General features: G+C 65.6%; 21 protein-coding genes. 14 read left to right on the top strand and 7 right to left on the bottom strand.

The features are described 5' to 3' along the window. Positions 1–182 precede the first annotated feature (182 nt). The 4 genes from thiD (at position 183) to HYH07_RS14150 (ending at position 4,163) form a co-directional block, all read left to right on the top strand. Positions 183–983: a bifunctional hydroxymethylpyrimidine kinase/phosphomethylpyrimidine kinase gene (thiD, locus tag HYH07_RS14165; RefSeq protein WP_220003136.1), complete on the top strand. Its 801-nt coding sequence runs from the start codon at positions 183–185 to the stop codon at positions 981–983. Between the two features lie 216 nt (positions 984–1,199). Further along, positions 1,200–2,012: a UDP-2,3-diacylglucosamine diphosphatase gene (locus HYH07_RS14160; RefSeq protein ID WP_057749037.1), complete on the top strand. Its 813-nt coding sequence runs from the start codon at positions 1,200–1,202 to the stop codon at positions 2,010–2,012. Further along, a complete protein-coding gene (locus tag HYH07_RS14155) occupies positions 2,012–3,055 on the top strand; it encodes a glycosyltransferase family 1 protein (RefSeq protein ID WP_220003064.1) in 1,044 nt (347 codons plus the stop codon). The genes HYH07_RS14160 and HYH07_RS14155 overlap by 1 nt, the downstream gene beginning before the upstream one ends. Positions 3,056–3,179: 124 nt before the next feature. Next, a complete protein-coding gene (locus HYH07_RS14150; protein WP_220003063.1) occupies positions 3,180–4,163 on the top strand; it encodes a threonine/serine dehydratase in 984 nt (327 codons plus the stop codon). Between the two features lie 268 nt (positions 4,164–4,431). On the opposite strand, the gene HYH07_RS14145 is transcribed toward HYH07_RS14150, so the two are convergent. Both HYH07_RS14145 and HYH07_RS14140 read right to left on the bottom strand, forming a co-directional pair. After that, positions 4,432–6,174 (bottom strand): caspase family protein, encoded by a 1,743-nt coding sequence (locus tag HYH07_RS14145; RefSeq protein WP_220003062.1) that lies wholly within the window; start codon positions 6,172–6,174, stop codon positions 4,432–4,434. Between the two features lie 268 nt (positions 6,175–6,442). Continuing rightward, positions 6,443–7,810: a hypothetical protein gene (locus HYH07_RS14140; RefSeq protein ID WP_220003061.1), complete on the bottom strand. Its 1,368-nt coding sequence runs from the start codon at positions 7,808–7,810 to the stop codon at positions 6,443–6,445. 75 nt (positions 7,811–7,885) lie between these two features. On the opposite strand from HYH07_RS14140, the gene HYH07_RS14135 reads away from it, so the two are divergent. Further along, complete coding sequence (locus HYH07_RS14135; protein WP_220003060.1) at positions 7,886–9,082, top strand: MFS transporter; 1,197 nt, start codon at positions 7,886–7,888, stop codon at positions 9,080–9,082. On the opposite strand, the gene dgcA is transcribed toward HYH07_RS14135, so the two are convergent. Next, complete coding sequence (gene dgcA, locus HYH07_RS14130) at positions 9,052–10,047, bottom strand: N-acetyl-D-Glu racemase DgcA (RefSeq protein WP_220003059.1); 996 nt, start codon at positions 10,045–10,047, stop codon at positions 9,052–9,054. The two genes, HYH07_RS14135 and dgcA, sit on opposite strands and share 31 nt — an antisense overlap. A gap of 138 nt (positions 10,048–10,185) precedes the next feature. Between dgcA and HYH07_RS14125 the strand changes: the two genes are divergently transcribed. The 3 genes from HYH07_RS14125 to HYH07_RS14115 are packed head-to-tail and all read left to right on the top strand — an operon-like array spanning position 10,186 to position 13,002. Next, positions 10,186–11,319 carry an ABC transporter permease gene (locus HYH07_RS14125; protein ID WP_220003058.1) on the top strand — a complete coding sequence of 378 codons (1,134 nt, stop codon included), beginning with the start codon at positions 10,186–10,188 and terminating at the stop codon, positions 11,317–11,319. A gap of 2 nt (positions 11,320–11,321) precedes the next feature. After that, on the top strand, positions 11,322–12,104 hold the full coding sequence (locus tag HYH07_RS14120) for an ABC transporter ATP-binding protein (protein ID WP_220003057.1): 783 nt from the start codon (positions 11,322–11,324) through the stop codon (positions 12,102–12,104). 16 nt (positions 12,105–12,120) lie between these two features. Next, positions 12,121–13,002 carry an MlaD family protein gene (locus HYH07_RS14115; RefSeq protein ID WP_057749055.1) on the top strand — a complete coding sequence of 294 codons (882 nt, stop codon included), beginning with the start codon at positions 12,121–12,123 and terminating at the stop codon, positions 13,000–13,002. Between the two features lie 251 nt (positions 13,003–13,253). Here the strand turns inward: HYH07_RS14115 and HYH07_RS14110 are convergent, their stop codons facing one another. Beyond that, the gene (locus HYH07_RS14110; protein WP_220003056.1) at positions 13,254–18,968 is read right to left on the bottom strand and encodes an apolipoprotein A1/A4/E family protein; all 5,715 of its coding nucleotides are present in this window, start codon (positions 18,966–18,968) and stop codon (positions 13,254–13,256) included. A 395-nt stretch (positions 18,969–19,363) separates the two neighbouring features. Here HYH07_RS14110 and HYH07_RS14105 point away from each other — a divergent pair, with 395 nt between their 5' ends. Both HYH07_RS14105 and HYH07_RS14100 read left to right on the top strand, forming a co-directional pair. Continuing rightward, positions 19,364–19,738 (top strand): Hpt domain-containing protein, encoded by a 375-nt coding sequence (locus HYH07_RS14105; protein ID WP_220003055.1) that lies wholly within the window; start codon positions 19,364–19,366, stop codon positions 19,736–19,738. 177 nt (positions 19,739–19,915) lie between these two features. Next, positions 19,916–20,236: a 2Fe-2S iron-sulfur cluster-binding protein gene (locus tag HYH07_RS14100; RefSeq protein WP_011088626.1), complete on the top strand. Its 321-nt coding sequence runs from the start codon at positions 19,916–19,918 to the stop codon at positions 20,234–20,236. A gap of 84 nt (positions 20,237–20,320) precedes the next feature. Here the strand turns inward: HYH07_RS14100 and HYH07_RS14095 are convergent, their stop codons facing one another. Then, the gene (locus HYH07_RS14095; protein WP_220003054.1) at positions 20,321–20,788 is read right to left on the bottom strand and encodes a thioesterase family protein; all 468 of its coding nucleotides are present in this window, start codon (positions 20,786–20,788) and stop codon (positions 20,321–20,323) included. Between the two features lie 182 nt (positions 20,789–20,970). On the opposite strand from HYH07_RS14095, the gene HYH07_RS14090 reads away from it, so the two are divergent. From HYH07_RS14090 to HYH07_RS14080, 3 genes are all read left to right on the top strand, one after another. Continuing rightward, entirely contained in the window at positions 20,971–21,999 is a 1,029-nt protein-coding gene (locus HYH07_RS14090; RefSeq protein ID WP_220003053.1) for an NAD(P)/FAD-dependent oxidoreductase, read from the top strand. 124 nt (positions 22,000–22,123) lie between these two features. Continuing rightward, complete coding sequence (locus HYH07_RS14085) at positions 22,124–22,735, top strand: DUF2147 domain-containing protein (protein WP_220003052.1); 612 nt, start codon at positions 22,124–22,126, stop codon at positions 22,733–22,735. A 247-nt stretch (positions 22,736–22,982) separates the two neighbouring features. Beyond that, positions 22,983–23,339: a hypothetical protein gene (locus tag HYH07_RS14080; RefSeq protein WP_220003051.1), complete on the top strand. Its 357-nt coding sequence runs from the start codon at positions 22,983–22,985 to the stop codon at positions 23,337–23,339. A gap of 151 nt (positions 23,340–23,490) precedes the next feature. On the opposite strand, the gene HYH07_RS14075 is transcribed toward HYH07_RS14080, so the two are convergent. Next, on the bottom strand, positions 23,491–23,760 hold the full coding sequence (locus tag HYH07_RS14075; protein ID WP_220003050.1) for a hypothetical protein: 270 nt from the start codon (positions 23,758–23,760) through the stop codon (positions 23,491–23,493). Positions 23,761–23,974: 214 nt separating this feature from the next. Then, entirely contained in the window at positions 23,975–24,880 is a 906-nt protein-coding gene (locus HYH07_RS14070; RefSeq protein ID WP_220003049.1) for an AraC family transcriptional regulator, read from the bottom strand. 347 nt (positions 24,881–25,227) lie between these two features. Between HYH07_RS14070 and HYH07_RS14065 the strand changes: the two genes are divergently transcribed. Further along, positions 25,228–26,922: a hypothetical protein gene (locus tag HYH07_RS14065; RefSeq protein WP_220003048.1), complete on the top strand. Its 1,695-nt coding sequence runs from the start codon at positions 25,228–25,230 to the stop codon at positions 26,920–26,922. The last annotated feature ends 7 nt before the right edge of the window (positions 26,923–26,929 follow it).

Here is a 26,929-nt window from a genome sequence, read left to right as displayed (position 1 = left end):
TTCGCACAGTCGGGCGCCAAGGCCGGGCGATGCCGTGGTCATATTTTCTCAGGATATGCACCCTTAAGGGACGACAATCCCGCGCAGTACCGGCTCCGCCTGATTCGTCGGCTTGCTGGGGCTGCGCCGGCGCGCTAGGACAGACGATGGCCAATGTCCTTTTCGACCAGGAATATCCTGCGATGACGACGCCCGTGGCGCTCACCATTGCCGGCTCGGATTCGAGCGGCGGGGCCGGGATTCAGGCCGACCTGAAGACCTTTGCTGCGCTCGGCGTCTACGGCGCATCCGCAATCACGGCGCTCACGGCGCAGAACACCAAGGGCGTCACCGGCATTCACGCGGTGCCGGCAACGTTCGTCACAGCGCAGATCGATGCCGTGTTTTCCGATCTCGATGTCGCCGCGGTGAAGATCGGCATGGTGGCGCAGGCCGCGAGCATCGATGCGATCGCTGCTGCGCTGGCGCGCTGGAAGCCTCGCCATGTCGTGCTCGATCCCGTAATGGTCGCGACATCAGGCGACCGCCTGCTCGCCGCAGAGGCCGTCACGGCGTTGCGCGCGAAACTGATGCCGCTCGCATCCGTGATCACGCCCAATTTGCCGGAGGCGGCCGCACTGCTCGAAGAACCGATCGCGCGAAGCGAGCCCGAGATCGAAAGCCAGGGACGCCGCCTGCTGTCTCTTGGCTGCCGCGCGGTTCTGATCAAGGGCGGGCACGGCGAGGGGGCGGAGAGCACCGATTATCTCGTTGCTGCGGGCACCACGCTGGCGCTCGCCGCGCCGCGCGTCGCGACGCGCAACACCCATGGCACCGGCTGTTCGCTGTCGTCAGCGGTGGCGGCGGGCCTCGCCAAGGGCGAGGATCTCGCGACGGCGGTACGCAACGCCAAAAGCTGGATCAGCGCGGCGATCGGGTCTGCCGACCGTTTCAGCGTCGGTCATGGCCACGGGCCGATCCACCATTTCCACACGTTTTACTGACGCCGGCACCCTGCTGGCGTCCTCCGTCCCGATATTAACCAATGAGGCCGGGGGTTCCGGGGTCTTGCGGGCCATCATTGCCCGACCATGTCGCCTGATTGTCGCATGTGACTGATATTCGCGGGGAGGGCGAGGCAAGGTTCGATTCGTATCTGAGGGGCCTCAAGGGTTCAATCGGTCATCCCCCTGTCACGGGACACAGTTACAGGCTGGCGCATGGGAAGTTACGATGTGAGTGACGAGAGCCCGGAGCGGCGCTTTCGCACGTTGTTCATCTCCGACGTTCATCTCGGAGCCCGCGGCTCTCAAGCCGATCTTCTGCTGGACTTCCTGCGCTACCATGACGCCGATACGATTTATCTGGTCGGCGACATCGTCGACGGCTGGGCGCTGAAATCGAGCTGGCACTGGCCGCAATCGCATAACGACCTGGTGCAGAAGCTGCTGCGCAAGGCGCGCAAGGGCGCCAAGATCATTTACGTGCCCGGCAATCACGACGAGTTCCTGCGCAACTATTACGGCACGCATTTCGGCGGCATCGACGTCGTCGAGAACACGGTGCACACCGGCGTGGACGGCAAGCGCTATCTCGTCATCCACGGCGACATCTTCGACCTCGTGGTGCAGAACGCGCGTTGGCTCGCCCATCTCGGCGACAAGGCCTACGACTTCGCGATCCAGATGAATCGCTTCGTCAACTTTTTCCGCCGCCTGTTCGGCGTGCCCTATTGGTCGCTGTCGCAATGGGCCAAGCAGAAGGTCAAGAACGCGGTCAATTATATCGGCGCGTTCGAGCAGGCGCTCTCGGCCGAAGCGCGGCGCCATGACGCCGACGGCGTGATTTGCGGCCACATCCACTATGCCGTGATCCGCGACGAGAACGGCATCCGCTACATGAACTGCGGCGACTGGGTCGAAAGCTGCACCGCGCTGGTCGAGCACGACGACGGCCATTTCGAGATCATCACCTGGGCGGATCATCTGCAGAAACCCGCGCAAGTGCCGCAAGTGGCAGCAAGGGCCGCTTGATGCGCAACCTGGTCGCGACCGATGCCTGGCACCCGCAAGTCAACGGTGTGGTTCGGACGCTGACCAAGCTGGCTGATGCCGCCAAGACGCTCGGTGTCGAGTTCACATTCCTGACGCCGCAATCGTTCCGCACCTTCGCGATGCCGAGCTATCGCGACGTCCGGCTGGCGATGCCGCGCCCGGCCCGCATTGCAAAGCTGATCGAGGACGCGCGGCCCGACAGCATCCATATCGCGACGGAGGGGCCGATCGGCCTGATGGTCCGCCGCTATTGCCGCCAGCGCAAGCTGCCATTCACGACCAGCTTCCATACCCGCTTTCCTGAATATGTCCGCGCCCGTGTGCCGGTGCCGGGCTCGCTGATCTGGCGGGCGCTACGCCGATTCCACAGCCCGAGCCGGGCCGTGATGGCGGCGACGCCCGCGCTGGCGCGGGAGCTCGGCGAGCGCGGTTTCGACAATGTCTTGCTGTGGCCGCGCGGCGTCGACACCCATTTGTTCCATCCTCGCGCTGTCGATCTTTGCCTGCCAGCGCCGATATTCCTCTCGGTCGGCCGCGTCGCGGTGGAGAAGAATCTCGAAGCGTTCCTCGATATCGATCTGCCCGGCACCAAGGTGATCGTCGGTGACGGCCCGGCGCGCATCGCGTTGGAAGAGGCCTATCCCGAGGCGATTTTCCTCGGGGAAAAGCACGGCGAGGAACTCGCCGACATCTATGCGGCGGCTGACGTCTTCGTGTTTCCGAGCAAGACCGATACGTTCGGCCTGGTCCTGCTCGAGGCGCTGGCGAGCGGCCTGCCGGTCGCGGCCTTCCCGGTCAAGGGTCCGCGCGACGTCATCGGCGATGCGCCGGTCGGCGCGCTGGACCATGACCTGCGCAACGCCTGTTTTGCGGCACTCGACATCTCCAGGCAGGCCTGCGTCGAATTCGCCGCCGCCTACACCTGGGAGGCCTCGGCGCGGGCTTTCATCGACGGCATCCGCGCCGTCGGCGCCGTGCTGCCGGGCCGGGACAGGGCGGAACAGCCGCGCTTCGTGGCCTAGATTCTTGTTTTGACGCGTTTTCTTCACGCGAACCGGTACCCACTTCGCTCGAAAACGCTTTGGGAAAAAATCCTCGCGCGGAGGTGTCTTGCCCGCGCCGCGCCGGGCGCGATAACATGCCGCCATGTCCGAACAGCCCCTTCCGATCGGCCCCGCCGATATCGACGCCGCAGCGCGCGTGCTCGCGCCCTTCGCCGTCCGCACTCCGCTGTTGTCTTTTCCGGTGCTCAACGAGCGCGTTGGGGCAAAGGTGTTCCTGAAGCCGGAGATGCTCCAGCGCACCGGCTCCTTCAAGTTCCGCGGCGCCTTCAACAAGGTGTACTCGATCCCGCAGGACAAGCGCGCCGGCGGCGTCGTCGCATTCTCCTCCGGCAACCACGCTCAGGGCGTGGCGGCGGCGGCAAAAATCCTCGACATGCACGCGACCATCGTGATGCCGGCGGACGCGCCGCTGTCGAAGCGCGAGCGCACCAAATCCTATGGCGCCGAGGTCGTGCTGTACGACCGCTACAACGACGACCGCGAGGCGATCTCGCGCGGCATCGCCGAGAAGCGCGGCGCGACGCTGGTGCGGCCCTATGACGATCCCTTCGTGATTGCCGGCCAGGGCACCGCCGGCCGCGAGATCGCGGAGGACATGGCAGCGCTCGGCCTCTCACCTGACATCGTGGTGGCGCCGGCGTCCGGCGGCGGCCTGATCGCGGGCGTCGCCACCGCCGTGAAGGCGCGCTATCCGCAGGCCCAGATCGTGGTGGCCGAGCCGGAAGCATTCGACGATCACGGCATCTCGCTGACCGCAGGCCATCGCGAGCCGCACCCGCCCGCTGGCCGCACCATCTGCGATGCGCTGATGGCGCTGATCCCCGGTGAGATGACCTTTGCGATCAACAGCAAGCTGCTGGCGCGCGGCGTGACCGCGTCGGACAAGGAAGTCGGCGCGGCGGTTGCCTTCGCCTATCACGAGCTGAAGCTCGTGGTCGAGCCGGGCGGCGCGGTTGGCCTGGCCGCGCTGCTGGCGGGACGTCTCGAAGTCGCCGGCAAGAGCGTCGTCATCGTGCTCTCGGGCGGCAATGTCGATGCGGATCTGTTCGCCGAACTGGTGGCCTAGGCGTCATTCCGGGCTCGCGAAGCGTCTCTGCCGCACAATGGATTCCGGGCCGGCGCCTTGCGGCGGCGCATCACGAAGAAAGGGGCTGAGCGTTGCCACTCTGCCCCTTATATCGTGCTTGTTGGTTTCGAACTCGCCGCTTGCTCGGTGCAACCTCTCCCGCTTGCGGGGGGGTGGGGGCTCTGTCCTCTTGGGAATTGTCCCGTTGTGGAGAAACCCTCTCCCCAGCCTCTCCCGCAAGCGGGAGAGGGAGCTACACCTACATCAATCAATGCATGAAGCCGCGGTGGTTGTTGCCGCCGTTCATCGCGGGCGACTGGTTCATCGACTGGCGGAAGTTGTTGTTGCCGCCGCCGTTGCCGATCGCATTGAACTGCGGGTGGCTGTTCACCTGGCCGTTCTGCACCTGCACCTTGTTCACCGGGTTGTTGTTGAGCTTCACGATGCCGGTGTTGCCGTTGTTGACGCGGGTCGGCTGGTTCTGGGGCTGAACATTCGTCGTCTTCACGTCGGTGCTCTTGACGTCGACTGTCGAACCACCCTTGCCTGTAGTCACCGGCATGCTCACGATCTTGCCCGCCGGGCCGGTATTGTTGTTGCCGGTGTTCGGCGTGGTGTTGGTCACCGGCAGGGTCACGATCTTGCCGATGCCGTTGTTGTTCGTCGTGGTCTTGGTGGGCGCCGGCAGGGTGACGATCTTGCTGATCACGTTGCCATCGACCGGCTTCTGCACGACCGGCAGGTTGCCGTTCGTCGGCGAACCGCCATTGCCCTGCTGCTGGATCAGCGGAATGTATTTGGGCTGGCCGAGATTGCCGATCTTCAGCGTCGGCGCAATGTTCTGCGGAGCCAAAAACTTCGTCGCCTGCAGCAGCGGGATGATCTTGGGCTGCGCCTGGAGCTTCAGCGCGGCCTGTGCATAGGGGCTGTTGCTGTAGTGGCTGTAGAAGGCCTGGTAGCCGATCGGCGAGTTCGCGAGCACCGCTTCGTGCCAGGCCTGCGAGATCAAGAGGTTCGCCAGCAGCCAGCGGATATGATCGCATAGCGGGTCGTGCGGATACATCGCGACGAACTCCTGATAATATTCCGGCTTGCCCTCGGACAGCACGTAATCATAGGCTTGGCGCGCCGAGCGGCTCGGCAGGTTGGAGGCCATCTGCACCACCGGCGCATGCACCGGCGCGCGGCTCGCGGCCACGGTCGTGTCGCCGAAGAAGGTGAAGTCGGAGGTCAGCGAGGAACTCTCCCAGGGGACCTGCGCACCGCTGGTGGTCTGGTTCACCGCGAGCCGCACGCGCTTGAACAACTGCTCGATCGGCACGTTGGGCTCGCGCGCGACGTTCAGGAAGGCCTGCGTATAGGGGCTGTGGCCGCCCGTGCCGTCGAGCGCTTCGGCGCCCGGCGCGGTCGAATAGCCGACAATAGAGCCGTTCGGCGCGTCGACGATGGCAAGGCCGCGGCCGGCGTCGTTCACGTTGGGGAACGGGTTGTTGCGGCAGGCGTCGAGAACGACGATGCGCATCCGGCTCGGGATCGTCTCCAGCGTCGACATCACGTCGACAAGACGAACGGAGTCGTTGACGAGGTCGGTCTGGTTCGAGACTTTCGCATCGACGGGGACGAGGTAGTTCTCGCCGGCAAGCTGCACGCCGTGGCCGGCGTAATAGACCATCGCCACGGTGTTCGGTCCGCGCGCGGACACTTTTGCGGAAAAATCCTGCACCACGCGCAGCATGTCGTTCTGGCCGAGGTCGGTGGCCGAGATCACCTCGAAGCCGGCGGAGTTGAGGAATTGCGCCATCGACTGGGCGTCATTGTCGGGGTTCGCAAGCTGCGGCGCGTTCTGGTAGTTCGAATTGCCGATCACCAGCGCCACCCGCTGCTCCGGGCCTTGCAGCGTGGTCGGGGCGGGCGTGACGGGGGCAACTTGCGCAGAAACAGGCCCGCAGGCAAAGCCGAACAGGCTTCCCAGCAGGCCGGCGGTGATCAGGGTGGATTTCAGGCGGAACATGGCGTGCTCCTTTGGCACTCATCTCGATGCGAGATTGGTTGCGAGGAGACTAGGTCGCGTTCGAAGCCGCAGTCCGTGATCGCGATCACCCTGGACGGGGCGTGATCCAGGTCACGCTGGTCTCAGCTACTCGCCAAGTGCTTGGAAATTGTAGGTAGGCAAAGGTGCGAAGCGCCGTGCCCACCATCTCTTTCGATCACGGACAATGCGTGGGCACGCTTCGCTTTGGCCACCCTACGGCGGTGGCGCAGTGGCGCGTCAAACGCCCCTACGAGAAGAACGCGATCTTCTCGGCCTGGGTCATGCGGCGGATCGGGGCGAGGGCGTCGTTGGCGGCGGGGCGGGGCTTTTGCACGATGCCGCTGGCGAGGATGGTGGCGCCAAGCGAGGGCTCGGGCAGGGCCGACCGCAACGGCAGCGTTGCGCTGGGGGCTCCGCCAGAGAATGCTGCGGCCGCCATGGCAGGGGCCGGCTGCTCCATCACTTCGGCGGCGGCTTCCGCGATGGCATCGGTCAGGCGCGCGAGCGATTCCATCGCGATCGGGGCCTCGACGACGGGCTCCTCGACCTCGGGCTCCTCAATATGGGGCGCGATCGGCGGCTGCTCGGCGACCGGTTCCGCGATCTCCGCGGGCATCTCCTCCGGCATCGGCTCGGGAACTGCTGCACCCATCTCCATGGGCTCGACGATCGCGTCGAACTCCGGATCGGGCGCGGCCATCTCCAGCGCGATGGCTTCGAGGATGGCGTCGTCCTCGGCCTCAGCGGCCGCGTGAAGGGAGAATTCGTCGGTGATCTCGGCAACGTCTGCGAGACCGGCGAGGTTGTCCTCGACCGCGGCAAAGCTCTCCTCGACGGCGGGAGCGCGGCTTTCGACGATCTCAGGCGCGACCGCGACGTCAATCATCGCCTGCTCGGCGATGCCACTGATGTTGGCGACTGTCTCAGGCTCGGGAGCGATCTCCTGCGGCGTCTCCGTAAAAGCCACGGGTGGTTCGCTCGCCATCGCCGGTGGCGCTTCGCCAACAGGTGCCTCAGCCGCCGGCGGCGCCGGCTGCTCGGGCGCAGGTCGCGCCGTCGCCTGCTGTGCAGCAGCGCCCCCAGCGTCCGTCTGCTCGATCCGGTCCTTGAGCAGATCGAAGGCGGCCTTGAGGTCGCCGCGCGGATCGATCCCCGACACCTGGGCGCAGGCCGCTTCGATCGAGGCGAGCTGCGAATCAATCAGGTCGCAGATTCGCCCGTCGGCGCCGATCTCGCGCCAGCGCCAGGAGATCTCCTTGATGATGCGCACGCCGCGCGTCACAGGCGCAAGGCTCGTTTCGATCGCGGCGGGATCGAACGCCTTGGCGACGGTGCCTTCTGCGTCCTCGACCGCGCGGCGGATCGCGACCAGCGCTTCCGGCAGGCGATCCTCGACGACCGGTTGTCGCTGTGCCGCAAGGGCTTCTTCGATTTTCGCGACCGCATCGAGCACCATGCTTGTGTCGGCGTTGCGGTTGCGCTTGGCGTATTCGCCGAGGAACCAGCGGCCGCGCGCCGTCTCCATGAAGGCTTCGCGGATCGCGTCGTAATCCTGCTCGTTCGGCTCGGCCGCGCGGGCAGCCATGGGCGAGAGGGCGAATGCTTCGTTGGCCATGACAATCTCGTCGCGCAAATCAGTGCGCGTTACTGTAACGATCACCACGATATCGACCGAATCGCAATTGGTTTGATGCAGAGCGAATCACAAATCCCCACGCCAGCGGCGGTCAAGCGGCGATTCGCCGTGAGTCTCGCGCTGTTCTACGGCACGTCCTACGGTGTCCTGGGCACCCATCTGCCGTTCTTCACGGTGTGGTTGACGGCCCTCGGCATCGAGCCGGGCTGGATCGGAATCATCAGCGCCGTCCCCGCCGTCACACGCTTCACGACGCTGCCTGTCGTGACCGGTCTTGCCGAACGGCGCCGCGCATTGCGCGGCGCGATGATCCTGACGGCGTCGGCCACCGCGCTTCTCTTTATGCTGGTCGGCACCCAGCAGCAGCCCTTGCCGGTGCTCGTGCTCTACATCGTGACCTGTTGCTGCTGGACTCCGCTGACGCCGCTCACCGATGCCTACGCCTTGCGCGGCGTCGCCCGCTACAAATTCGACTACGGACCCGTGCGACTCTGGGGATCGGTCGCGTTCATCCTCGGTGCGCTCGCCTGCGGACTGTTGATCGAATTGATCGCGGCGCGCCAGCTGATCTGGATCATTGTCGCGATGGCGACGATCTCGGCCTTGACAGGGCTTTTGCTGCAGCCGCTGGAGGAGGTGCCGCGAACGTCCGGGGTGGCGGAGGGCGGCAGGCCTCTGCTGCGCGACGCCGGCTTCCTCGCCATCATCGTCTCGTCCGCGCTGATCCAATCCAGTCACGTCGCCTATTACACCTTCGCCTCGATCAACTGGCAGAGCCATGGTCTTGGCGGATTGACCATCGCTGGGCTGTGGGCGCTCGGCGTGTGTGCCGAGATCGTCGTCTTCGCGGTGTCGCCGCGTTTTTCGTTGCATCCCGCGCTGCTGGTGGTGATCGGAGGCTTGAGTGCGGTGATGCGCTGGTCGATCACCGCGCATGAGCCGCCGATCGGCCTGCTCGCGATCGCGCAGCTCGGACATGGCCTGAGCTTCGGCCTGACCCAGGTTGGCGTGATGACTCTCCTGGTGCATCACGTGCCGCCCCGTCAAATGGCGCGAGCACAGGGATACTACGCGGCGACCACCGGGTTGTTGAGCTCGGCGACGTCGATCATCTCAGGCGCGATCTATGCACGCTATGGCGAGGGGCTGTACTACGTGATGGCGGGGATGGCCGCGGCCGGTGCGCTTCTGATCTGGTCGGCGCGGCATCGGCTGAAGGATCAGCCCCACAATGCGGCATCAGGCGGATAGACCAGGCTGCCGTCGTAACGAAGCCCATGATCGCGGTCGCGGGCGAGCAGCAAGGGACCATCGAGATCGACGAAGCGCGCTTGCGGCGTCAGCAGCATGGCAGGCGCCATCGACAGCGAGGTCGCGACCATGCAGCCGATCATGATCTCGAAGCCGAGTGCCTGCGCCGCATCGGCCATGGCGAGCGCTTCGGTGAGGCCGCCGGTCTTGTCGAGCTTGATGTTCACCGCGTCGTAGCGCGCGCGGAGCGGTGCCAGCGAGCTGCGGTCATGCACGCTCTCGTCGGCGCAGACCGCGAGCGGCCGCTTGATCCGCGCCAGCGCCTCGTCCTTGCCCGCCGGCAGCGGCTGCTCCACCAGGGTGACGCCGACGGCGGCACAGGCGGCGAGGTTGGCCTCCAGATTGGCCTCGGTCCAGGATTCGTTGGCATCGACGATCAGCTCGGATTCGGGAGCGGCCTTGCGCACCGCCGCGATCCGCATCCCATCGCCGTCGCCGCCGAGCTTGATCTTCAATAGCGGCCGGTTCGCCGCCTTGGCGGTCGCCGCCGCCATGGCCTCGGGCGTGCCCAATGAGATGGTATAGGCGGTGGTGCGCATCCCCGGCTCCGGGCGGTCCAGCAGGTTCCAGGCGCGCTGGCCGGCCGCCTTGGACTCCAGGTCGATCAGGGCGCAATCCAGGGCGTTGCGGGCAGCGCCCGGCGGCATCGCGGCCTGGAGGGCCTGCCGCGTCAGCCCGCCCGCCACGGCGGCCCGCATGGCCTCGATGGCCGCAAGGGCTGCCTCCGGGGTCTCGCCATAGCGAGGATAGGGGACGCATTCGCCGCGGCCGACGAGGCCGTTCCGGCTCACTTCGGCCACAACGGTCACCGCCTCCGTCTTGGCGCCCCGGCTGATGGTGAAACTGCCGGCGATCGGAAACCGCTCGATTCGCGCGGCAAGGGCAGGAACTTTGCTGGAAGTCATTTTGAACTCTGGCGAAATCTGAACCTGCTGGTTACCTCTAGCAACTAATATTAACCAAATGGGGATACCCTTTTCCGGGTACGGGCGCGTGCGCAACAATCTGATTTCCTCCGCCCTCGTCGTATGGGAGCGGACACCTTGAGCGGCGATCCGAAGCTGGAACGGATTGCCAAAGGCAATGCGCTGGCCCTCTGCGCCACTGGGACCTGGACCGCGAGCTTTGCGCCGGCCCTGGAGCGGATGGTCGCCGATGCCGAGAAGCTGGCCGGCAGCCCCCAGAACATCTTCATCGACGTCTCCGAGGTCGCCAAGCTCGACACCTTCGGGGCCTGGCTCATCGAGCGGCTCCGCCGCAGCCTGACGAAAGGCGCCGTCGAGGCGCAGATCGCGGGGCTCTCCGCCAACTATTCGAGCCTCGTCGACGAGGTGCGCCGGGTCCGCGCGACCCCCGTGGTCGAGACGTCGGCGATCACCGTCACCGGCATGCTGGAGCAGATCGGCCGCGCCGTGGCCGGTGTCGGCGGCACCTTTGCCGGCCTGATCGACATGCTGGGCGCCGTGCTCGCGGCGGGCGTGCATGTGCTGATCCATCCCCGCTCGTTCCGCCTGACCTCGACCGTGCACCACATGGAGCAGGTCTGCTGGCGCGCGGTGCCGATCATCGTGCTGATCACCTTCCTGATCGGCTGCATCATCGCCCAGCAAGGCATCTTCCATTTCCGCCGCTTCGGCGCCGACATCTTCGTCGTCGACATGCTCGGCGTCCTGGTGCTGCGCGAGATCGGCGTGCTGCTGGTCGCGATCATGGTCGCGGGCCGCTCGGGCAGCGCCTACACCGCCGAGCTCGGCTCGATGAAGATGCGCGAGGAGATCGACGCGCTGCGCACCATGGGCTTCGACCCGATCGAGGTGCTGGTGCTGCCGCGCATGCTGGCCTTGGTGCTGGCGCTGCCGATCCTCGCCTTCCTCGGCGCCATGGCTGCCCTCTACGGCGGCGGCCTCGTCGCCTGGCTCTATGGCGGCGTCGATCCCGAAGCGTTTCTGCTGCGCCTGCGCGATGCCATCTCGATCGATCATTTCATCGTCGGCATCGTCAAGGCGCCCGTGATGGCCGCGGTGATCGGCATCGTCGCCTGCGTCGAGGGCCTCGCGGTGCAGGGCAGCGCGGAATCGCTCGGACAGCACACCACAGCCTCGGTGGTGAAGGGCATCTTCTTCGTCATCGTGATGGACGGCGTGTTCGCCATCTTCTTCGCCTCGATCGGGATGTGACGATGGCGCAAGAGACGCAAAGCGCGATTCAAAACCCCATCATCCGCGTCCGCGACATCACCGTGCAGTTCGGCAGCACACGCGTGCTCGACGGGCTCAACCTCGACGTCAAGCGCGGCGAGATTCTCGGCTTTGTCGGCCCTTCAGGCGCGGGCAAGTCGGTGCTGACACGGACCATCATTGGCCTCGTGCCGAAGATCGCGGGCTCCATCGAAGTGTTCGGCGTCGACCTCGATTCCTCCAACAGCTCGCAGCGCCGCAATGTCGAGCGGCGCTGGGGCGTGCTGTTCCAGCAGGGCGCGCTGTTCTCCTCGCTCACCGTGCGGCAGAACATCCAGTTCCCGATGCGCGAGTACTTGCGCGTCTCGCAGCGGCTGATGGACGAGATCACCATGGCCAAGCTCGCCATGGTCGGCCTCAAGCCCGAGGTGGCCGAGCGCTTTCCCTCGGAACTGTCAGGCGGCATGATCAAGCGCGTCGCGCTCGCCCGCGCATTGTCGCTCGACCCTGATCTCGTCTTCCTCGACGAGCCGACCTCGGGTCTCGATCCGATCGGCGCCGGCGACTTCGACGAGCTGGTCAGGACGCTGCAGCGGACTTTGGGGCTGACCGTTTTCATGGTAACCCACGACCTCGACAGCCTTTACACAGCTTGCGACCGCATCGCCGTTTTAGGGAACGGTAAGATCATTGCGGCAGGGTCGATTGCCGACATGCAGGCCTCGCAGCATCCCTGGCTGAGGCAATATTTCCATGGCAAGCGCGCCCGCGCAGTGATGAGTTGAGTAGCCGGAGCACTTGATGGAAACGCGGGCAAACTACGTATTGATCGGATCTTTCACGCTGGCAGTGATCGCGGCTGCGATCGGCTTCGTGCTCTGGTTCCAGTCGCTGCACACCACCAAGCAGCGCAGCCCCTTCCGCGTCGTGTTCGAGGGCCCCGCGGCAGGCCTGCGCAACGGCGGCAGCGTCAATTTCAACGGTATCCGGGTCGGCGAGGTGGTCTCGGTGAAGCTCGACAATCCGCGGCGGGTTGTCGCACTCGCCATGATCGAGAACAACACGCCGCTGCGCAAGGACACCCTGGTCGGCCTCGAATTCCAGGGCCTGACCGGCGTCGCCGCGATCTCGCTCAAGGGCGGCGAGGAGGCCGCGCCGCCGCCGCCGCTCGACGAGGACGGCATCCCGACGCTGACGGCGGATCCGAACAAGCTCCAGGACGTCACCGAGGCGATCCGCGGCACGCTGCAGAACATCAACAAGATCGTCGCCGACAATCAGGAGTCGGTGAAGAACTCGCTGAAGAATCTCGAGACCTTCACCAATTCGCTCGCGCGCAATTCCGAGAAGATCGATGGCGTAATGGCCAAGGTCGACGGCGTCATGCTGAAGGCCGACAACCTCATGCTCGGCCTCAATACGCTTGCCGGCGGCAAGGATGGCGGCGAGCTGTTCCTGACGGTGAAGTCGATCCGCGAACTCGCCGAGGATTTCGACAAGCGCTCCGGTGCGCTGATGACCGATGGTCGCCGCACGCTCGGCGACATCAGTCGCGCCGTGAATAATTTCGATCGCAACCCGACCCGCGTGCTGTTCGGTGCCAGCAACAGCGCACCAGCCGCGGCGCCGCCGCCGGCCGAGCCGCCGAAGCCGGCGCCGGCGAACGAGCGCAAGCGGCAGTAGGCGGCTCTCTCCTCCGTCATTGCGAGCCAAGCGAAGCAATCCAGGCTGTTTCCGAGGAGGCAGTCTGGATTGCTTCGTCGCAAGAGCTCCTCGCAATGACGATGTGGCGAGACGCCCGTAGCCCGGACGGAGCGAAAGCGTAATCCGGGGCCGTCCCGCATGTCGCTGCGCTCCATGCGGGCTACGAAGTTTCGCCCAAACAAAAACGGAGGCCGTGAGGCCTCCGTTTTGTTGTCGTTGCTATCCGCGGCTTATCCCAACCGCCCCGCCGCATGTGCGAGCAGGGTGTAGACCAGGCCCGTCTCCGAGGTCAGGTGGCTGCGCAGCTCCTGCGGGCCGCGGCCGTCGCGGGCGACTTCGTCGAGCAGGCGTTCGAACTCGCCGATGTAGCGGTCGACCGTGCCCTTGAAGTTGCGGTCGGCGCGATATTTGCGGGCGACCTCGTCGAAGGCCTTCTGGCCGGCGGGCGTGTACAGGCGCTTGGTGAAGGCCTTGTTCTCGCCGCGCTGGTAGCGGTCCCACATCTCGGCGGCGAGGTTGCGGTCCATCAGCCGGCCGATGTCGAGCGACAGCGATTCCAGCGGATTGCTGCTCGCCTGCGGGGCCTGCGGCTGCGGAGCGGGGGCAGCCTGGCGGCCGCGCGGTGCCTCACGGCCGGTCGGAGCCGCCTGGCCCGCGTCCGTGCGGTTCAAGAGATCCGACAGCCAGCCGTCGCGGCCCTGGTCGTTGCCACCAGGGGCGACCGGCGGAGCCTCGGTGCGACGCGAGGAGGCGGGCAGGCCGAGGTCCGGCGGCGGCAGCGTCGAGGCGCTGCCGGTGTCGCGCATGCGGGTCTCGGTGCCACGACCGCCCACGCTTGCCATCACCGGCTCGTCCTGGCGCTGGACGGCGACGGAGGCGCGGCCCGCCGTGGTGACGTCGAGGCCGCGGCCGTGCTGGGCCACGATGCGGTTGAGCTCGGCGAGCGCCTCGATCTGGTCGACGATCACCTTGCGCATCTGCGCGGTGCTCTCGGCGGCCTCCTGCGGCATCTCGAGCACGCCGCGGCGCAGCTCGTTGCGGGTGGCTTCGAGCTCGTTGTGCATCTCGAACGCCATCTGCTTCATGCTGGCGACCAGGTTGCCGAACTTCTCGGTCGACTGCTTGAACATCGCATCCGCCTCGTCGGTGGTCTGGCGGTAGATGTCGTGCATGGCCTCGATGGTCTGGCGATGCTCCTCTTCGGACGCCGCGCGCACCGCCTCGAACTGGCGGGTGATCGCGGCCGAGCCTGCGCCGGCGGTCTCGGCGACCACGCGCGCGATGTCGCGGGCACGCTCTTCGGCCGCAGCGAGCGACTCATCGAGCAGCCCGGTGAAGCGCGACAGGCGCTGGTCGAGATCGGCGGTGCGCAGGTCGATGGTGGTGACGAGCGATTCCAGCGCCGCCTTGCGTTCGGCAAGCGAGGCGGTGGTGTTCTTGTTGCTCTGCTCGACGACCTGTGCGGCCTCGACCAGTGCCTGGCCGTGCTTGTCGAACTGGGTCGACAGCTCGCCGAGATCCTGCAGCGCCCGGGTGGTCTTCGTATTGAAGACGTTGAGCTGGTCTTCCAGGTTCTGCGTCGCCGCGCCGTTGCGCGAGGTGACGTCGTTCATGGCCGAGACGAAGTCGGCGACGCGTGTCACCAGCGCCCGCTCCAGCGAGTTGAGGTTGTCGTGCGCACCGGTCAGCACCTCCTGGAGCAGGATGTTGCCTTCGCGCAGGCGCTCGAACAGGGCGACCGTGTCGGTGCGCAGGATCTTGCTGGTCTCCTGCATCTCGGTGACCGCAGCGATGGAGACCTGGCGCGACTGGTCGATCGCCGCGCGCGAGGCCGTTTCGAGGTCCTTGAGCGACTTGCCGACGGCGCTGGTCGCGATCTCGCTCGCCGCGTTGATGGTGCGGGCGACTTCGTTGCCGTTGCCCATCATGCTCTGCGAGAAGGCCTGGCCGCGCGTCTCGATCGACTTCAACGCGTCGGAGGTGACGCGGTCGATGTCGAGCGTGAGCTGGCTGGTCTTCGAGCCGATCGCGTCCACGAGCGAGCCGCGCTTGGCGTCGATCATGTTGGAGAGGCGGTCGGCCTGCTGCTGCACATAGGTGACGATCTCGTCGGTCTTGCCGGTCATGGCCTGGCCGAAGCTCGAGCTGGCGGCGAGCACCGAACGCTCGACGTCGGCCGAGCTCGACTTGACCCGCGAGCTCGCCTCGTTGGAGGCGGAGATCAGCGCGTTCTGGGCATTGAGCGCGCTGGTCTGGATGTCGTTGGTCGCGTTCGCCGTGGCCGTGCTGAGCGCGCGCTCGATCTCGGTCGAGATCGTGCGGATCTGGCTTGCGGCGTCCGCCGAGGTCGAAGTCAGCGAGATCTGGGCCTCACGTGCGCTGCTCAGGATGGTCGAGGCGGTGTCGGCGCCGACCGCGGTCAGCGTGCGCTCGATATCCGTCGTCAGCGACTTGATCTGGGTCGCGGCGTCGGTCGAGGCCGAGATCAGCGTGCCCTGGGCCTCGCGCACGCCGCTGGTGAGCGCCTCGATGGTGGCGCCGCCCGCGGTTGCCAGCGCGCGCTGCATCTCGGCGGCGAGCGAGCGGACCTGGCTGGTCTGTTCGGCCGAAACGGAAAGCAGGGTGCTCTGGGCGTCGCGGGCGCTGGCCGTGATCGTTTCGGCGGTGGTCTGGCCGACCTGCGACAGCGAACGATGCACTTCGGCCGCGAGCGACTTGACCTGGCTCGCCGCATCCGACGACGCGTTGACCAGGGTGCTCTGGGCCTCGCGCGCGCCGCTCACGATGCTCTCGGCCGTCGCGGTCCCCGCCATCGAGAGCGAACGCTGCACGTCGGAGGACAGTGCCTTGATCTGGTTGGCGGTCTCGGTCGAGGCCGCGATCAGCGTGCTCTGCGCATCGCGGGCACCCGCGGTGATCGATTCCGCCGTCGAGGTGCCGGCCATCGAGAGCGAGCGCTGCACCTCGGCGGTGAGCGTCTTGACGTGGTTGGCCGCGTCCGAGGACGCCGTGACGAGCGTGGTCTGCACCTCGCGGGCGCCGGCCAGGATCGAGGCCGCGGTGGCCGAACCGGCTGCCGACAGCGTGCGCTCGACGTCGGCCGCGAGGCCCTTGATCTGGTTGGAGGCATCGCCCGAGGCTGCAACCAGCGACGATTGCGCTTCGCGGGCGCTGGTCAGGATCGAGTTCGCAGCACCGGTGCCGACCGCAGTCAGCGCGCGCTCGACCTCGGCCGAGGTCATCTTGAGCTGGGCGTTGACGTCGGAGGAGACCGTCATCAGCGACTGCTGAGCGGTGCGCGCGCCGGTCTGGATCGTCTCGCTGGTGTTGACCACGAGGTTGGTGAGCGAGCGCTCGGCGTCCTCGACATGCGAGCGGATCGCGGTCGAGATCATCTCGGCGCGGGACATCATGTCCTCGCTGGCCTGGCGGCCGCTGCTCTCGATGCGGCCGGCGACGGCCTCGACACGCGAGCCGAGCAGATCCTCGAACTGCGCCACGCGGACGTCGATGTCGCTCGCGACCGAACCGACCTTGGTCTCGATCGCCTGTTGGATGTCCTGGAAGCGCGCCGTGACCGTATCGGTCAGATGCATGCTGCGGCCGTCGATGAGGTCGGCAACGCTGGTGATGCGGCGATCGACCGCCTCGATCGCCTGTGCGGTGCCGTCGGTGAGCGTGGATGTCAGGAGGCCGAGGCGCACATCGATGGACTGCAGGGCCTGCGAGGCGCCGTTTGTCAGGGCGGTGTTCAGATAGGTGAGGCGGGTGTCGATGGTCTCGAGGGCCTGCGACGCGCCGCCGGTGAGCGTCGTGGTGAGATGGGTCAGGCGGCTGTCGATTGTCTGGATGGTTTGCGATGCGCCGTCGGTCAGCGTCGTCGTGAGGTTGATCAGGCGCGAGTCGATGGATTCGAGCGCCTGCGCCGCGCCGCCGGTGAGCGTCGTCGTGAGGTTGGTCAATCGCGCATCGATCGACTGGATCGCCTGCGTCGCACCGTCGGTCAGCGTCGTGGACAGCGCGTTGAGACGGCCATCGATGGTCTCGGTGACGGACTTCGCACGGGCATCGAACGACTGCTCGAGCGCGCCGACGCGGCCGCCGAGCTGTTCGTCGAAGGTCTTGATGTGGCCTTCGATCGTGCCGTCGAGGCTGGTGATCTTGCCGTTCAGCGAGGCGTCGAGAATGGACACGCGCTCGCCGATCGTGGTCTCGAACTGCACCAGGCGCTGGTCGAGAATGGCCGTGATCTCGCCGCCGTTGGCGGTGAAGCGGCTGTCGAAATTCTCGACATAGGTCTTCAGTGAGTCATGAATGTCCTGCGTGCGCTGGCCCATGCGCTCGACGATCTCGCCGCCGAAGGTCTTCACGGTGCGGTCGAACTCGGAGATGTGGCGGGTGATCAGGGCGCCCAGCGTACCGGAATCGCGGGCGAACCTCTCGACCAGCTCGGTACCCTGGTTCTTCACCAGCTCGTCGAACGCGCTCATCTGCAGCGACAGGGAATCGTGCGCGGTCTCGGTCTGGCTGACGACCTTGGCGACGAGGGTGTTGACCGTGGCCTCGAGCGCTTCGCTCGCCTTGTCGCCGGAGGTCATGATCTCGCCGGCGAGGCGGTTGCCGGCGTCGTCGATCTTGGCGGAAAGATCGTTGGAGCGCAGCTCGAGCTCGAGCAGCAGCGAGTCCGACGAGTTCTTGAGGCTGTCGTGCACCTGCTCGGTGCGCTCGGAGATGCCGTCGACGATCGCGGCGGAACGCTGCTCGAACTCGCCGGTGATGCGGTCGATACGCTCGTTCAGCATCTCATGGACGCGGTCGGCGAGGTCGACGAACTCGTCGTGAACGTGGCCGGTCTTGAAGTTGAGGCTGGTGGTCAGCCGCTCGCTGGCGTCGAGCACCGCGCGCGTGGTCTCGGCGCTGGCCTCCTCGAGGCGGTCGAGCAGGTCGCCGCCGCGCTCGCCGAGCGCCAGGATCATGTTGTCGCCGGCATGGCTCAGCGCGCTGGTGATATGGGCGCCGCGCTCCTCCAGCGCGCCGGTGATGGATTTGGCAACCTCGTCGACGCGCGAAGCGATTGCATCCGAGATCAGCGCGATGTCGTGGCGGAGGTCGATCTGCACGCCGGAAATGGCGCTGCGGACCTGCTCGGCCTGGCCGACCAGGTTGTCACGCTGGTGGGCGATGTCCTGCAGCAGGGCGCGGATGCGCACCTCGTTGTCGGAATAGGCGCGCTCGAGTGCGGCGACCTCGTTGGCGACCAGGGTCTCGAGTTCGCCGGCACGCGCGATGGCGCGCTCGATGCCGTCGCCCATCGCCGCGACCTCGCGGCGGATGGCCTGACCGACGGTGACCATGGAGTCGGACGCCGAGCCTTCCGGCTCGGAGAAGCGGATCGCGACCTGCGCCATCGCTTGCGCGACCTGGCTCATCTGCTGGCCGCGCCAGACCAGGCTCGCGAGGAAATAGAACAGCATGATTGGCGCGAAGAACATGGTGGCGAGGCCGGCGATCGCCAGCACGCCGCCGCTCTCGCCCAAGGCGGCCCGAATCGAGGGCAGGAAGCCGACCGTCAGCGCGGCGCAGGCCGCAAGCCAGACCACGGTGAAGATGGTGGCGCCGGTGTAGATGTTGCGGGCAGGGCGGCCCGTCTGCAGCGACTGGAGCAGCTGGCCGATGGTCTCGCGGTCATCATTGGCGGCCCGGCGCGAGGTCCGCGGTTCCTCGATGGAATCGAATACGGCGCGCTCATTGGCGGCAGGCCGCGGCTCGAAGGCCGGATCGTCGAACACAGGCGGCGCGGGCGGTGCGACCGGCGGGACCGCTTCGTTGCGCATCGATGCGTTCCGGCTGGTGTCGGCAGCCGTGTCGCTGATGTTGAGGGCTTCCTGGATCGCAGAAAGCGCAACTTCTGTGGGGTCTTTGACCTTTTTGGGAGTATTGGCCATGTTCAGTCCGAGCCCTCGTTACTTACTTGTACGCGTCCCCCGCGAGCCCTGCGCGCGGCGCAAGCCCACAGACCGGATCATGTCGCTTGCGCGGATCTCCGAGCCGTCCCCACCCGGACGGCTTGTCCGCCAATTTCCGCAACATCCTATTGGCAGAGCGTCGCGAATGAAATGCCCGCGATTAAGACATTCTTAATCATCGTTAACAGGAATGGGCCGTAACACCTTAGGCCTAAATGAATTTCTCCACTGGACTCGGCCGAATGCGGCAACTTTTCGTCAAGAAACGGGCGGATTTGCGTAAAACGACCCAAACACTTCGTTAACCATTTCCGTGCTTCGGTTGCGAGAACCGCCGGACCGGCGGACCATCGCGCGATGCCGGGGCCTGCGCCATGACGCCTGAACTGCAACGGATGGACTGGATGCCCTCGCCCCCCCTGGCGCCCATCGACAGCCCGCTCGACCTCGACCACCTCTCGCGCATGACGCTGGGCGATGCCGAGCTCGAGCAAGAGGTGCTGGCGATGTTTGCCGAGCAAGCGGTCCGCCTGATCGCGGCCATGGCCGCGCTGCCGGCCGAGACGGGCGCGCTGGCACACAAGCTCAAAGGCTCGGCACGCGGGATCGGCGCGTTCGCGGTCGCCGACGCGGCGGCCGGCCTCGAGACGGCGATCAGGACCGGCGACAACCCGCCGAGGGCCTTTGCTGCCCTGAAAGAGGCGGTGGCCGAGGTTCGTGCCGCGATCGCGACGATCCTCAAGCACTGAAGCCGGGGTCTCCAAAGGGCCGTGGTCTGCGCACCGCAGTGTTTTGTTTCGGCGCGCTTTCTCTCCGGCGAACAGGCGGCCACTTCGCTTGAAAACGCTATGGCGCGGCCCTAAGCGACCCGTTATAGGACAGCCCAGACCTCCTTTTTCCCCCAGATCGCGGCAGCACGAGAACACATGGCCAAAATTCACTTTGTCGACCACAAGGGCGAAACCCGCACGGTGGAAATTGAGAACGGCGCGACCGTGATGGAAGCCGCCATCCGCAACAGCATTCCCGGCATCGAAGCCGAGTGCGGCGGCGCGTGCGCCTGCGCGACGTGCCATGTCTATGTCGATGAAGCCTGGCGCGAGAAGGTCGGCAGCCCGACGCCGATGGAAGAGGACATGCTCGACTTCGGCTTCGACGTACGCCCGAACTCGCGCCTGTCGTGCCAGATCAAGGTCTCCGACGAACTCGACGGGCTCGTGGTGTCGACGCCGGAACGTCAGGCCTGATCTTCCTCTTTAAGAGCGCATGATCTTTCCGGAAAACCGCTACGCACTTAGCGCTAACGCGGCCCTGCGGGTCCGGATCATGCGCTAAGCGGCCGGCGGCGCGACTTCGATGCCGCGCTTGTGCCAGGGCTTGAATTTCTCGACCACCTCCGCAGTCAGCGGCGCCGGCCGCCGCGTCGCCTCGTCGAGCAGGACGCCGACCGATGTCGCCGATGCGATGCACGTTCCATTCGAGAACACGACCTGCTCGAAGGTCACTGACGTGCGTCCCAGCTTGACCACGCCGAGGCCGAGCTCGATCGTGCCCGGCCAGTGCAGTTCGGCGCGAAAATGCATGTCCAGCCGCACCATGATCCAGGCGAAGCCCGGCGGGGTCAGCCCGTATTCGGGAAGCTTCATCAAGGTGACGCGGCCGGTCTCGAAATAGGTGGCATAGACCGCGTTGTTGACGTGCTGGTTCGGGTCGAGATCGCCGAAGCGGACATTGTCGCTGAGGCGAAAAGGGAAGTCTTCCAGGCGCGGCGCCGTATCGAGGCGGCTTGGTGCGTTCACCGATTGATCTCCGTCAAATCCAGCCTCGTTACAGCCCAGTTATCTTGGCCCGGCAAGTGGGTGTGCCTGCGGGGCGCTCCCGCTTTTATGCCTTCCCTGATCCATCCCCGTTGGCTAGACAGGCAGGGTCACCTCTGCCCGCCGGGCGCCGTCCAACCGATAACGACCGATAAAGAGACGACATGAGCGACGTGATCAAAACCGATGTGCTGATTATTGGCGCCGGCCCCTGCGGTCTGTTCGCCGCCTTCGAGCTTGGCCTTCTCGACATGAAGGCGCATTTCGTCGACATCCTCGACAAGGTCGGCGGCCAGTGCGCCGAGCTCTATCCGGAAAAACCGATCTACGACATTCCCGGCATTCCGCAGGTTTCGGGGCAGGGGCTCACCGACGCGCTGATGGAGCAGATCAAGCCGTTCCACCCGACCTTCCATCTCGGCGAGATGGTCGAGAAGGTCGAGAAGATCGGCGATCCCTTGTTTCGCTGCACCACCGACACCGGCAAGGTGTTCGAATGCAAGGTGGTGGTGATCGCGGCCGGCGGCGGCTCGTTCCAGCCCAAGCGTCCGCCGGTGCCGGGGATCGAAGCCTATGAAGGCACCTCGGTGCACTACGCCGTGCGCAAGATGGAAACCTTCCGCGACAAGAACGTGCTGATCGTCGGCGGCGGCGATTCCGCGCTCGACTGGACGCTCAATCTGCATCCGCTCGCGAAGCGCATCACGCTGCTGCATCGTCGCGACGATTTTCGCGCTGCGCCCCACAGCGTCGAGCAGATGCGCGCGCTGGTTGCCGCCGGCAAGATGGATTTGCGGCTCGGCCAGGTCACGGCGCTGTCAGGTGCTGACGGCCAGCTGACCGGCGCCACGGTCAAGGGCAACGACAACAATGTCAGCGAGATCGCGTGCGACACCATGCTGCCGTTCTTCGGACTGACCATGAAGCTCGGTCCGGTTGCGAACTGGGGCATTGCGCTGGAGAATAATCTGGTGCCGGTCGAGACCAGTGCGTTCGAGACCAACGTGTCAGGCATCTTCGCGATCGGCGACATCAACACCTATCCCGGCAAGATCAAGCTGATCCTGTGCGGCTTCCATGAAGGCGCACTGATGTCGCAAAAAGCCCACCGTTATGTCTATCCGGAGAAGCGGCTCGTGTTCCAGTACACGACCTCCTCCTCCAGCCTGCAAAAGAAGCTTGGTGTCAATTAGTGGCGCCGGTGTCGGGCGCGTAGCGTCCCATGGTTCTGGTGCTGGAATCGTTCGCGAAATCGCCGTAGTCTGCGGTCAATCCGGTCTTGACGAGCAAGGTGTTTGGCTTAGCAAGGTGATGATGATGCGGAATCCTTTTTCGAGCTTTCGGCTGCTCTCGCTTCTGACGCTCGCCCTCGCCCTGTCGATAGGCGCGGCGAAGCCGGCTGCGGCGCAAGTGCCGGCTCAGCAGCCGACCGCAGCGGGGCTCTGGCAGAAGGTCGAAGACGGCAGGCCGGTGGGCTGGTTTCTCTTCATCGATCACAACGGCATTTTCGAAGGCGTCATCGCCAAGACCTTTCCCCGTCCCGGCGATGATCCGAACGAGGTCTGCGCGAAATGCACTGACGATCGCAAGAATCAGCCGGTGCTCGGGCTCTCCTTCATCCGCGACATGAAGCGCGATGGGCTGAAATATGAGGGCGGCAACGTCGTCAATCCGCGTGACGGCAACATCTGGAAAGCCAAGATGACTGTCAGCCCGGACGGGCAAACGCTGACCATGCGTGGCTTCCTCGGCATTTCGCTGTTCGGCAAGGACGAGACCTGGCAGCGCCTGCCTGATGCCAACCTGGCCGAGGTCGATCCCGCGATCATCGCCAAATATCTTCCCGCGCAAGCCGCCGCCGCAAAGACACCGCCGTCCGCGACCAAGAAGGGCGGTGCGATGATGATGGCGCCGGCGGCGAAGAAGTAGGCTGCCGCGCGGCCGTTGCGGCCGCTGCCTCACACAGCACTGCCATTTCTGCAGGCGAGCGCATTCGTCGAAAGGCCAATGCCGCCTACGACTGCGCCAGTAGTTCCCCGGAATGCGCCCTGGCGCCGGATTTGCATAGCTGTCGGCAAAGCCGCTGGGGGAACGAGTCGTCGTTTCGGGCCTGTTCAAAAGGCGTGAGCGGCCTTGTCAGTCCCTCGTGGTGCAATTCGATCCGCGAGAAGACGATATGAGACTTGCAAGATCGTGTGCGGCGATGGTGCCGGGACTGCTCCTGCTGCTGGCAACATCGGCGCTCGCGCGCGATGACGGCCGCTATGTCAACTCACCGCTCAAGCCGTGGTTCGAGAGCCTGCGCAGCGAGTATGGGCCGTGCTGCTCGGACGCCGACGGCTATGTCGTCGCCGATGTGGACTGGGAGTCCGACAAGGGACACTACCGTGTCCATCTCGACGACGAGTGGGTCGTCGTTCCCGATGGCGCCGTGATCACCGAGCCGAACAAGATCGGCCGCACCATGGTGTGGAAGCATTATCTCGACGGCCACCCGCGTGTGCGGTGCTTCATGCCGGGCAGCATGACCTGAAAATGCCTGCAGCGCCCGCACGGGATGCGAGCGCTGCGAATTGCGGATGATCTAAAGCGCGATGAGATTGGGTTGAATCGTCTCGCGCGTTAGCTCTTTGTTTGAGCATGATCTTTTCGGAAAACCGCTTCACACTTTTCCGGATCGTGCTCTAGCGCGCCTCGCTGTCGGAGGTCGTGCTGGCGAGCCGCTTCACGCGTGGTGTCAGGACCGACATCTGTACGGGCGAGGCGGGCATTCCGGCGACGATCATCATGGGCGCGATCGACTGTTCCTCGACACCGGCGCCCCCGAGCACCTGCACTTGCACCGCCGAGATCGGAAACGACTTCACTTCGTAGGAGGGGAGCTCGCCGGCAAATGCGCTGGCCGTGCTCGCAATCATCGCGCCGGTCACGGCAATCGTCGAGAGAATACGCATTTCAAAATCTCCGTGAGAAAATGACAATCGGAGATTTGGTCGCGGCACGACCGCGCCAGGTTCGCTTCCGAACCGACATTCGATGCGGATCGATGAGATATTTGATTGCGCGCGGCGACGGGCCGAAACGCTCCGGAAACGCGCAGCTCATATGTTTCAGCACCGTTTCGCCGGGAACTGTCGCATGCGGCCAAGCGATGTGAGGGGGGCGCTCTCAGCGAATCCGGAATGTGGCCGCGCGGATGTCGGACGGCGTCGCGCCATAGGCGCGGCGGAAGGTCCGGTTGAAATAGGAGATGTCCGAGAAGCCGCACTCGAAGGCGATTGCGCTGATCGTGTGGGCTGCAAAGGCAGGATCGCGCAGCATCTGCGATGCGCGCTCGAGCCGGCGCGCAAGCAAATATTCCGAAAACGTCGTGCCGTTGCGTTCGAACAGCTTGTGCACGTAGCGCGGCGTCACCCCGTGTCGCAGGGCCATCGTCGCGGCCGAGAGGTCGCCTGAGCCGAGCCGCTGGCGGATCTCCGCCTTGATCGACTGCAATCGCGCGGCGGCCACCCCGCGCTGCCTTGCCTCATGCGCCGCATCGGCATTGGCGCCGATCGCGAGCGCGGCGAGATCGACGATGTGGCTCGCGGCAGCCTTGGCCAGCTGCGCCTGGAGCGGGCCGTCCTCGTGCAGGGTCTGCACGTAGCGGACCAGCAGCCGCAGCGCGCGGTTCTCGGCGGGAAGCTGGCTCGCATAGGTCGAGTCGAGGTCGCGCACCAGAGCCGAAACGGCCGGCCGGGGCAGTACGATGGTGATGAAGCTGCCGAAGCTGTGCATCGTGTTCACCGACGGATCGGTCCCGGAGATGATCGAGGCGGAGCCGGGCCGGCCGACGATCTCGCGGCCGAGCTGCTTGGTCGTTCCGGCTCCGCTCATCAAGACCGATAATCCGAAGCCGTCCCGCGCACTGGAGAGATGCTGACGGGTGACATGGTAGTGCGCCGGAGAGCGCGAGCCGGCGACCACCCCGACGCCGGGCAATCCCTGGAAGGTCACGCTGGCATGAAAGGGCGTGTCGTCGATCGTCTCGATGTCCACATTGGCGATGTTGCGGCCGTAGACCTCCCGCCACATGGCAAGACGCCGGTGAGCTGGGAACGCATCAGTCGAAGTGCGGACGGGAACGAAGGGCGGGGTCGGAGACGTCATGCTGCGTGGGTCGCGATCCATCGTTCGGCAGTTCGACGGCTCTGACGCCTTGTTAGCGGATTCTCGCACCATTTCAACCGCGAGGGTCCGACTGTGGCCGCGATGCATCGAATGTCGGCAAAATGCCGATGAGTTCACACCGGTCCAATCCAGTTCATCCCAGTCCGAGCCTGCCGCGGCAGCCGCCGTTTAGGTGTTCGCACGAGCCGAAGCAGCCGCGTCGGCGTTGAGTCCCGACGCGTGCGGCGGAGCTGATTTCTGGAGGAGTGGGAATGAGAATTGGTCTCGGATTTCGCAACGTGTTGCTCACGACGACATCCGTCGCGGCATCAGCGGTGTGCGGCGTCACGTCGGCCATGGCCGGCGACAACGAGGCGCTTCTGTCGCTGCTGGCCAGCAAGGGCGTGATCTCACAAGGCGAAGTCCGCGCCGTCAACTCGGCCCCGCCTGCACAGCAGAGCGACCGTCTGCTGGCGATCCTGCGCAAGAAGGGCGTGCTCGCCGATGGCGACATCCAGGCGCTCAAATCGAAGTCGCGGCCGGAGAGCGTGGCCAGCACGGATGCCCGACCAGCCCCGGCGTCCCCCGTGCCGCCTCCGGCCGCGGCGCCTGCCGGTCCCGCGACGATGCCGCGCAAGGCGGCTGTGCTCGAGGTCGGCGGGTTCGAGATCGCGCCGGTCGGCTACATTGCGTTCACTGGCGTCAGCCGCAACACCAACACGGGCAACGCGACCACGACCAATTTCGGCGCGATCCCGTTCGACAATACAATCGGCGGTAACATGACCGAGACGCGCATGTCGGCGCAGAACTCGGTGTTCGGCCTGCGCGCGCGCGGCAATGTCAGGGGCGTCGATCTCACCGGTTATTTCGAGGGCGATTTCAACGGCAACGATCCTGCCAATGTCTTCGTCAATTCGAACAGCCATACCTTCCGGATGCGGCTTGCCTATGCCGACGTGAAGACCGGCCAGTTCGAGACGAGCTTTGGCCAGACCTACAGCTGGCTGACGCCGAACCGCTACGGCATGGGCCCCGATCCGTCGGACGTCTTCCTGACCAACAATATCGACCAGAGTTTCCAGGTCGGCCTGCCCTGGGCACGCCAGGCGGCGGCGCATTTCGCCTGGCACGCCACGCCGAACTTCACCATCGGTGCCGGCGTCGAAAATCCGCAGCAATATGTCGGTGCGGGTGAGGTGACCTATCCGTTCGCGTTCAATGCGCAGCTGCAGTCGCAGTTCGATACCGGCGCCGTCCCGGGCACGCCGAACCGGACGCCCGATGTGGTCGCGAAGGCCGCCTACGACAGCGACGTCTGGTCGGGCACGCGGCTGCATGTCGAGGCGGCCGGCATGTGGCGGCATTTCCGCTCCACGAATATCCCCTCGCTCATCGGGTCGAGCTGGAGCTGGCATGATACGAACGGATGGGCGGCGACGATCGGGGCGAACCTCGAATTCTTCAGGACGTTCACGCTTGTCGGCAATGCGTTCTGGGGCAATGGCGGCAGCCGCTATCTCGGCGCACTCGGTCCTGATGTCGTAGCGTTGCCGACCGGGGCTGCCGGCGGTGCGCACGATATCACGCTCTCGACGGTCAGTTCGCACGGCTTCCTCGCCGGGGCCGAGTGGCGCGTTCTCGATCCGACGATCCTGTCGGCGTATTACGGCCAGGCCTATTTCGATCGCAACTACACCCTCGACACCACCAACCCGTCGGCGTTCCCGGCATACGCCGGCTTCGGCGGTCCGAACTCGCCGAACACCGCCAACAAGCAGATCGAGCAGTGGACGGTCGATCTCAAGCACACCTTCTGGGCCGATCCGCAATACGGCGCCATCTCCGGTCTCGCCCAATACTCCTATCTGCGGCGTGAGCCCTGGTTCGTGGCCATCGGCGCGCCCGGCGAGGCCCACACCCATCTGTTCTTCACTGAGCTGCGCTACCAGCTTCCCGGCACTTGAGCGAAAC

Source organism: Bradyrhizobium sp. BR 10261 (genome assembly GCF_019455395.1).
Taxonomy (GTDB): domain Bacteria; phylum Pseudomonadota; class Alphaproteobacteria; order Rhizobiales; family Xanthobacteraceae; genus Bradyrhizobium; species Bradyrhizobium manausense.
The sequence above is the reverse complement of the archived record's forward strand: the minus strand, read 5'-3'. Positions and strand labels throughout refer to the sequence as shown.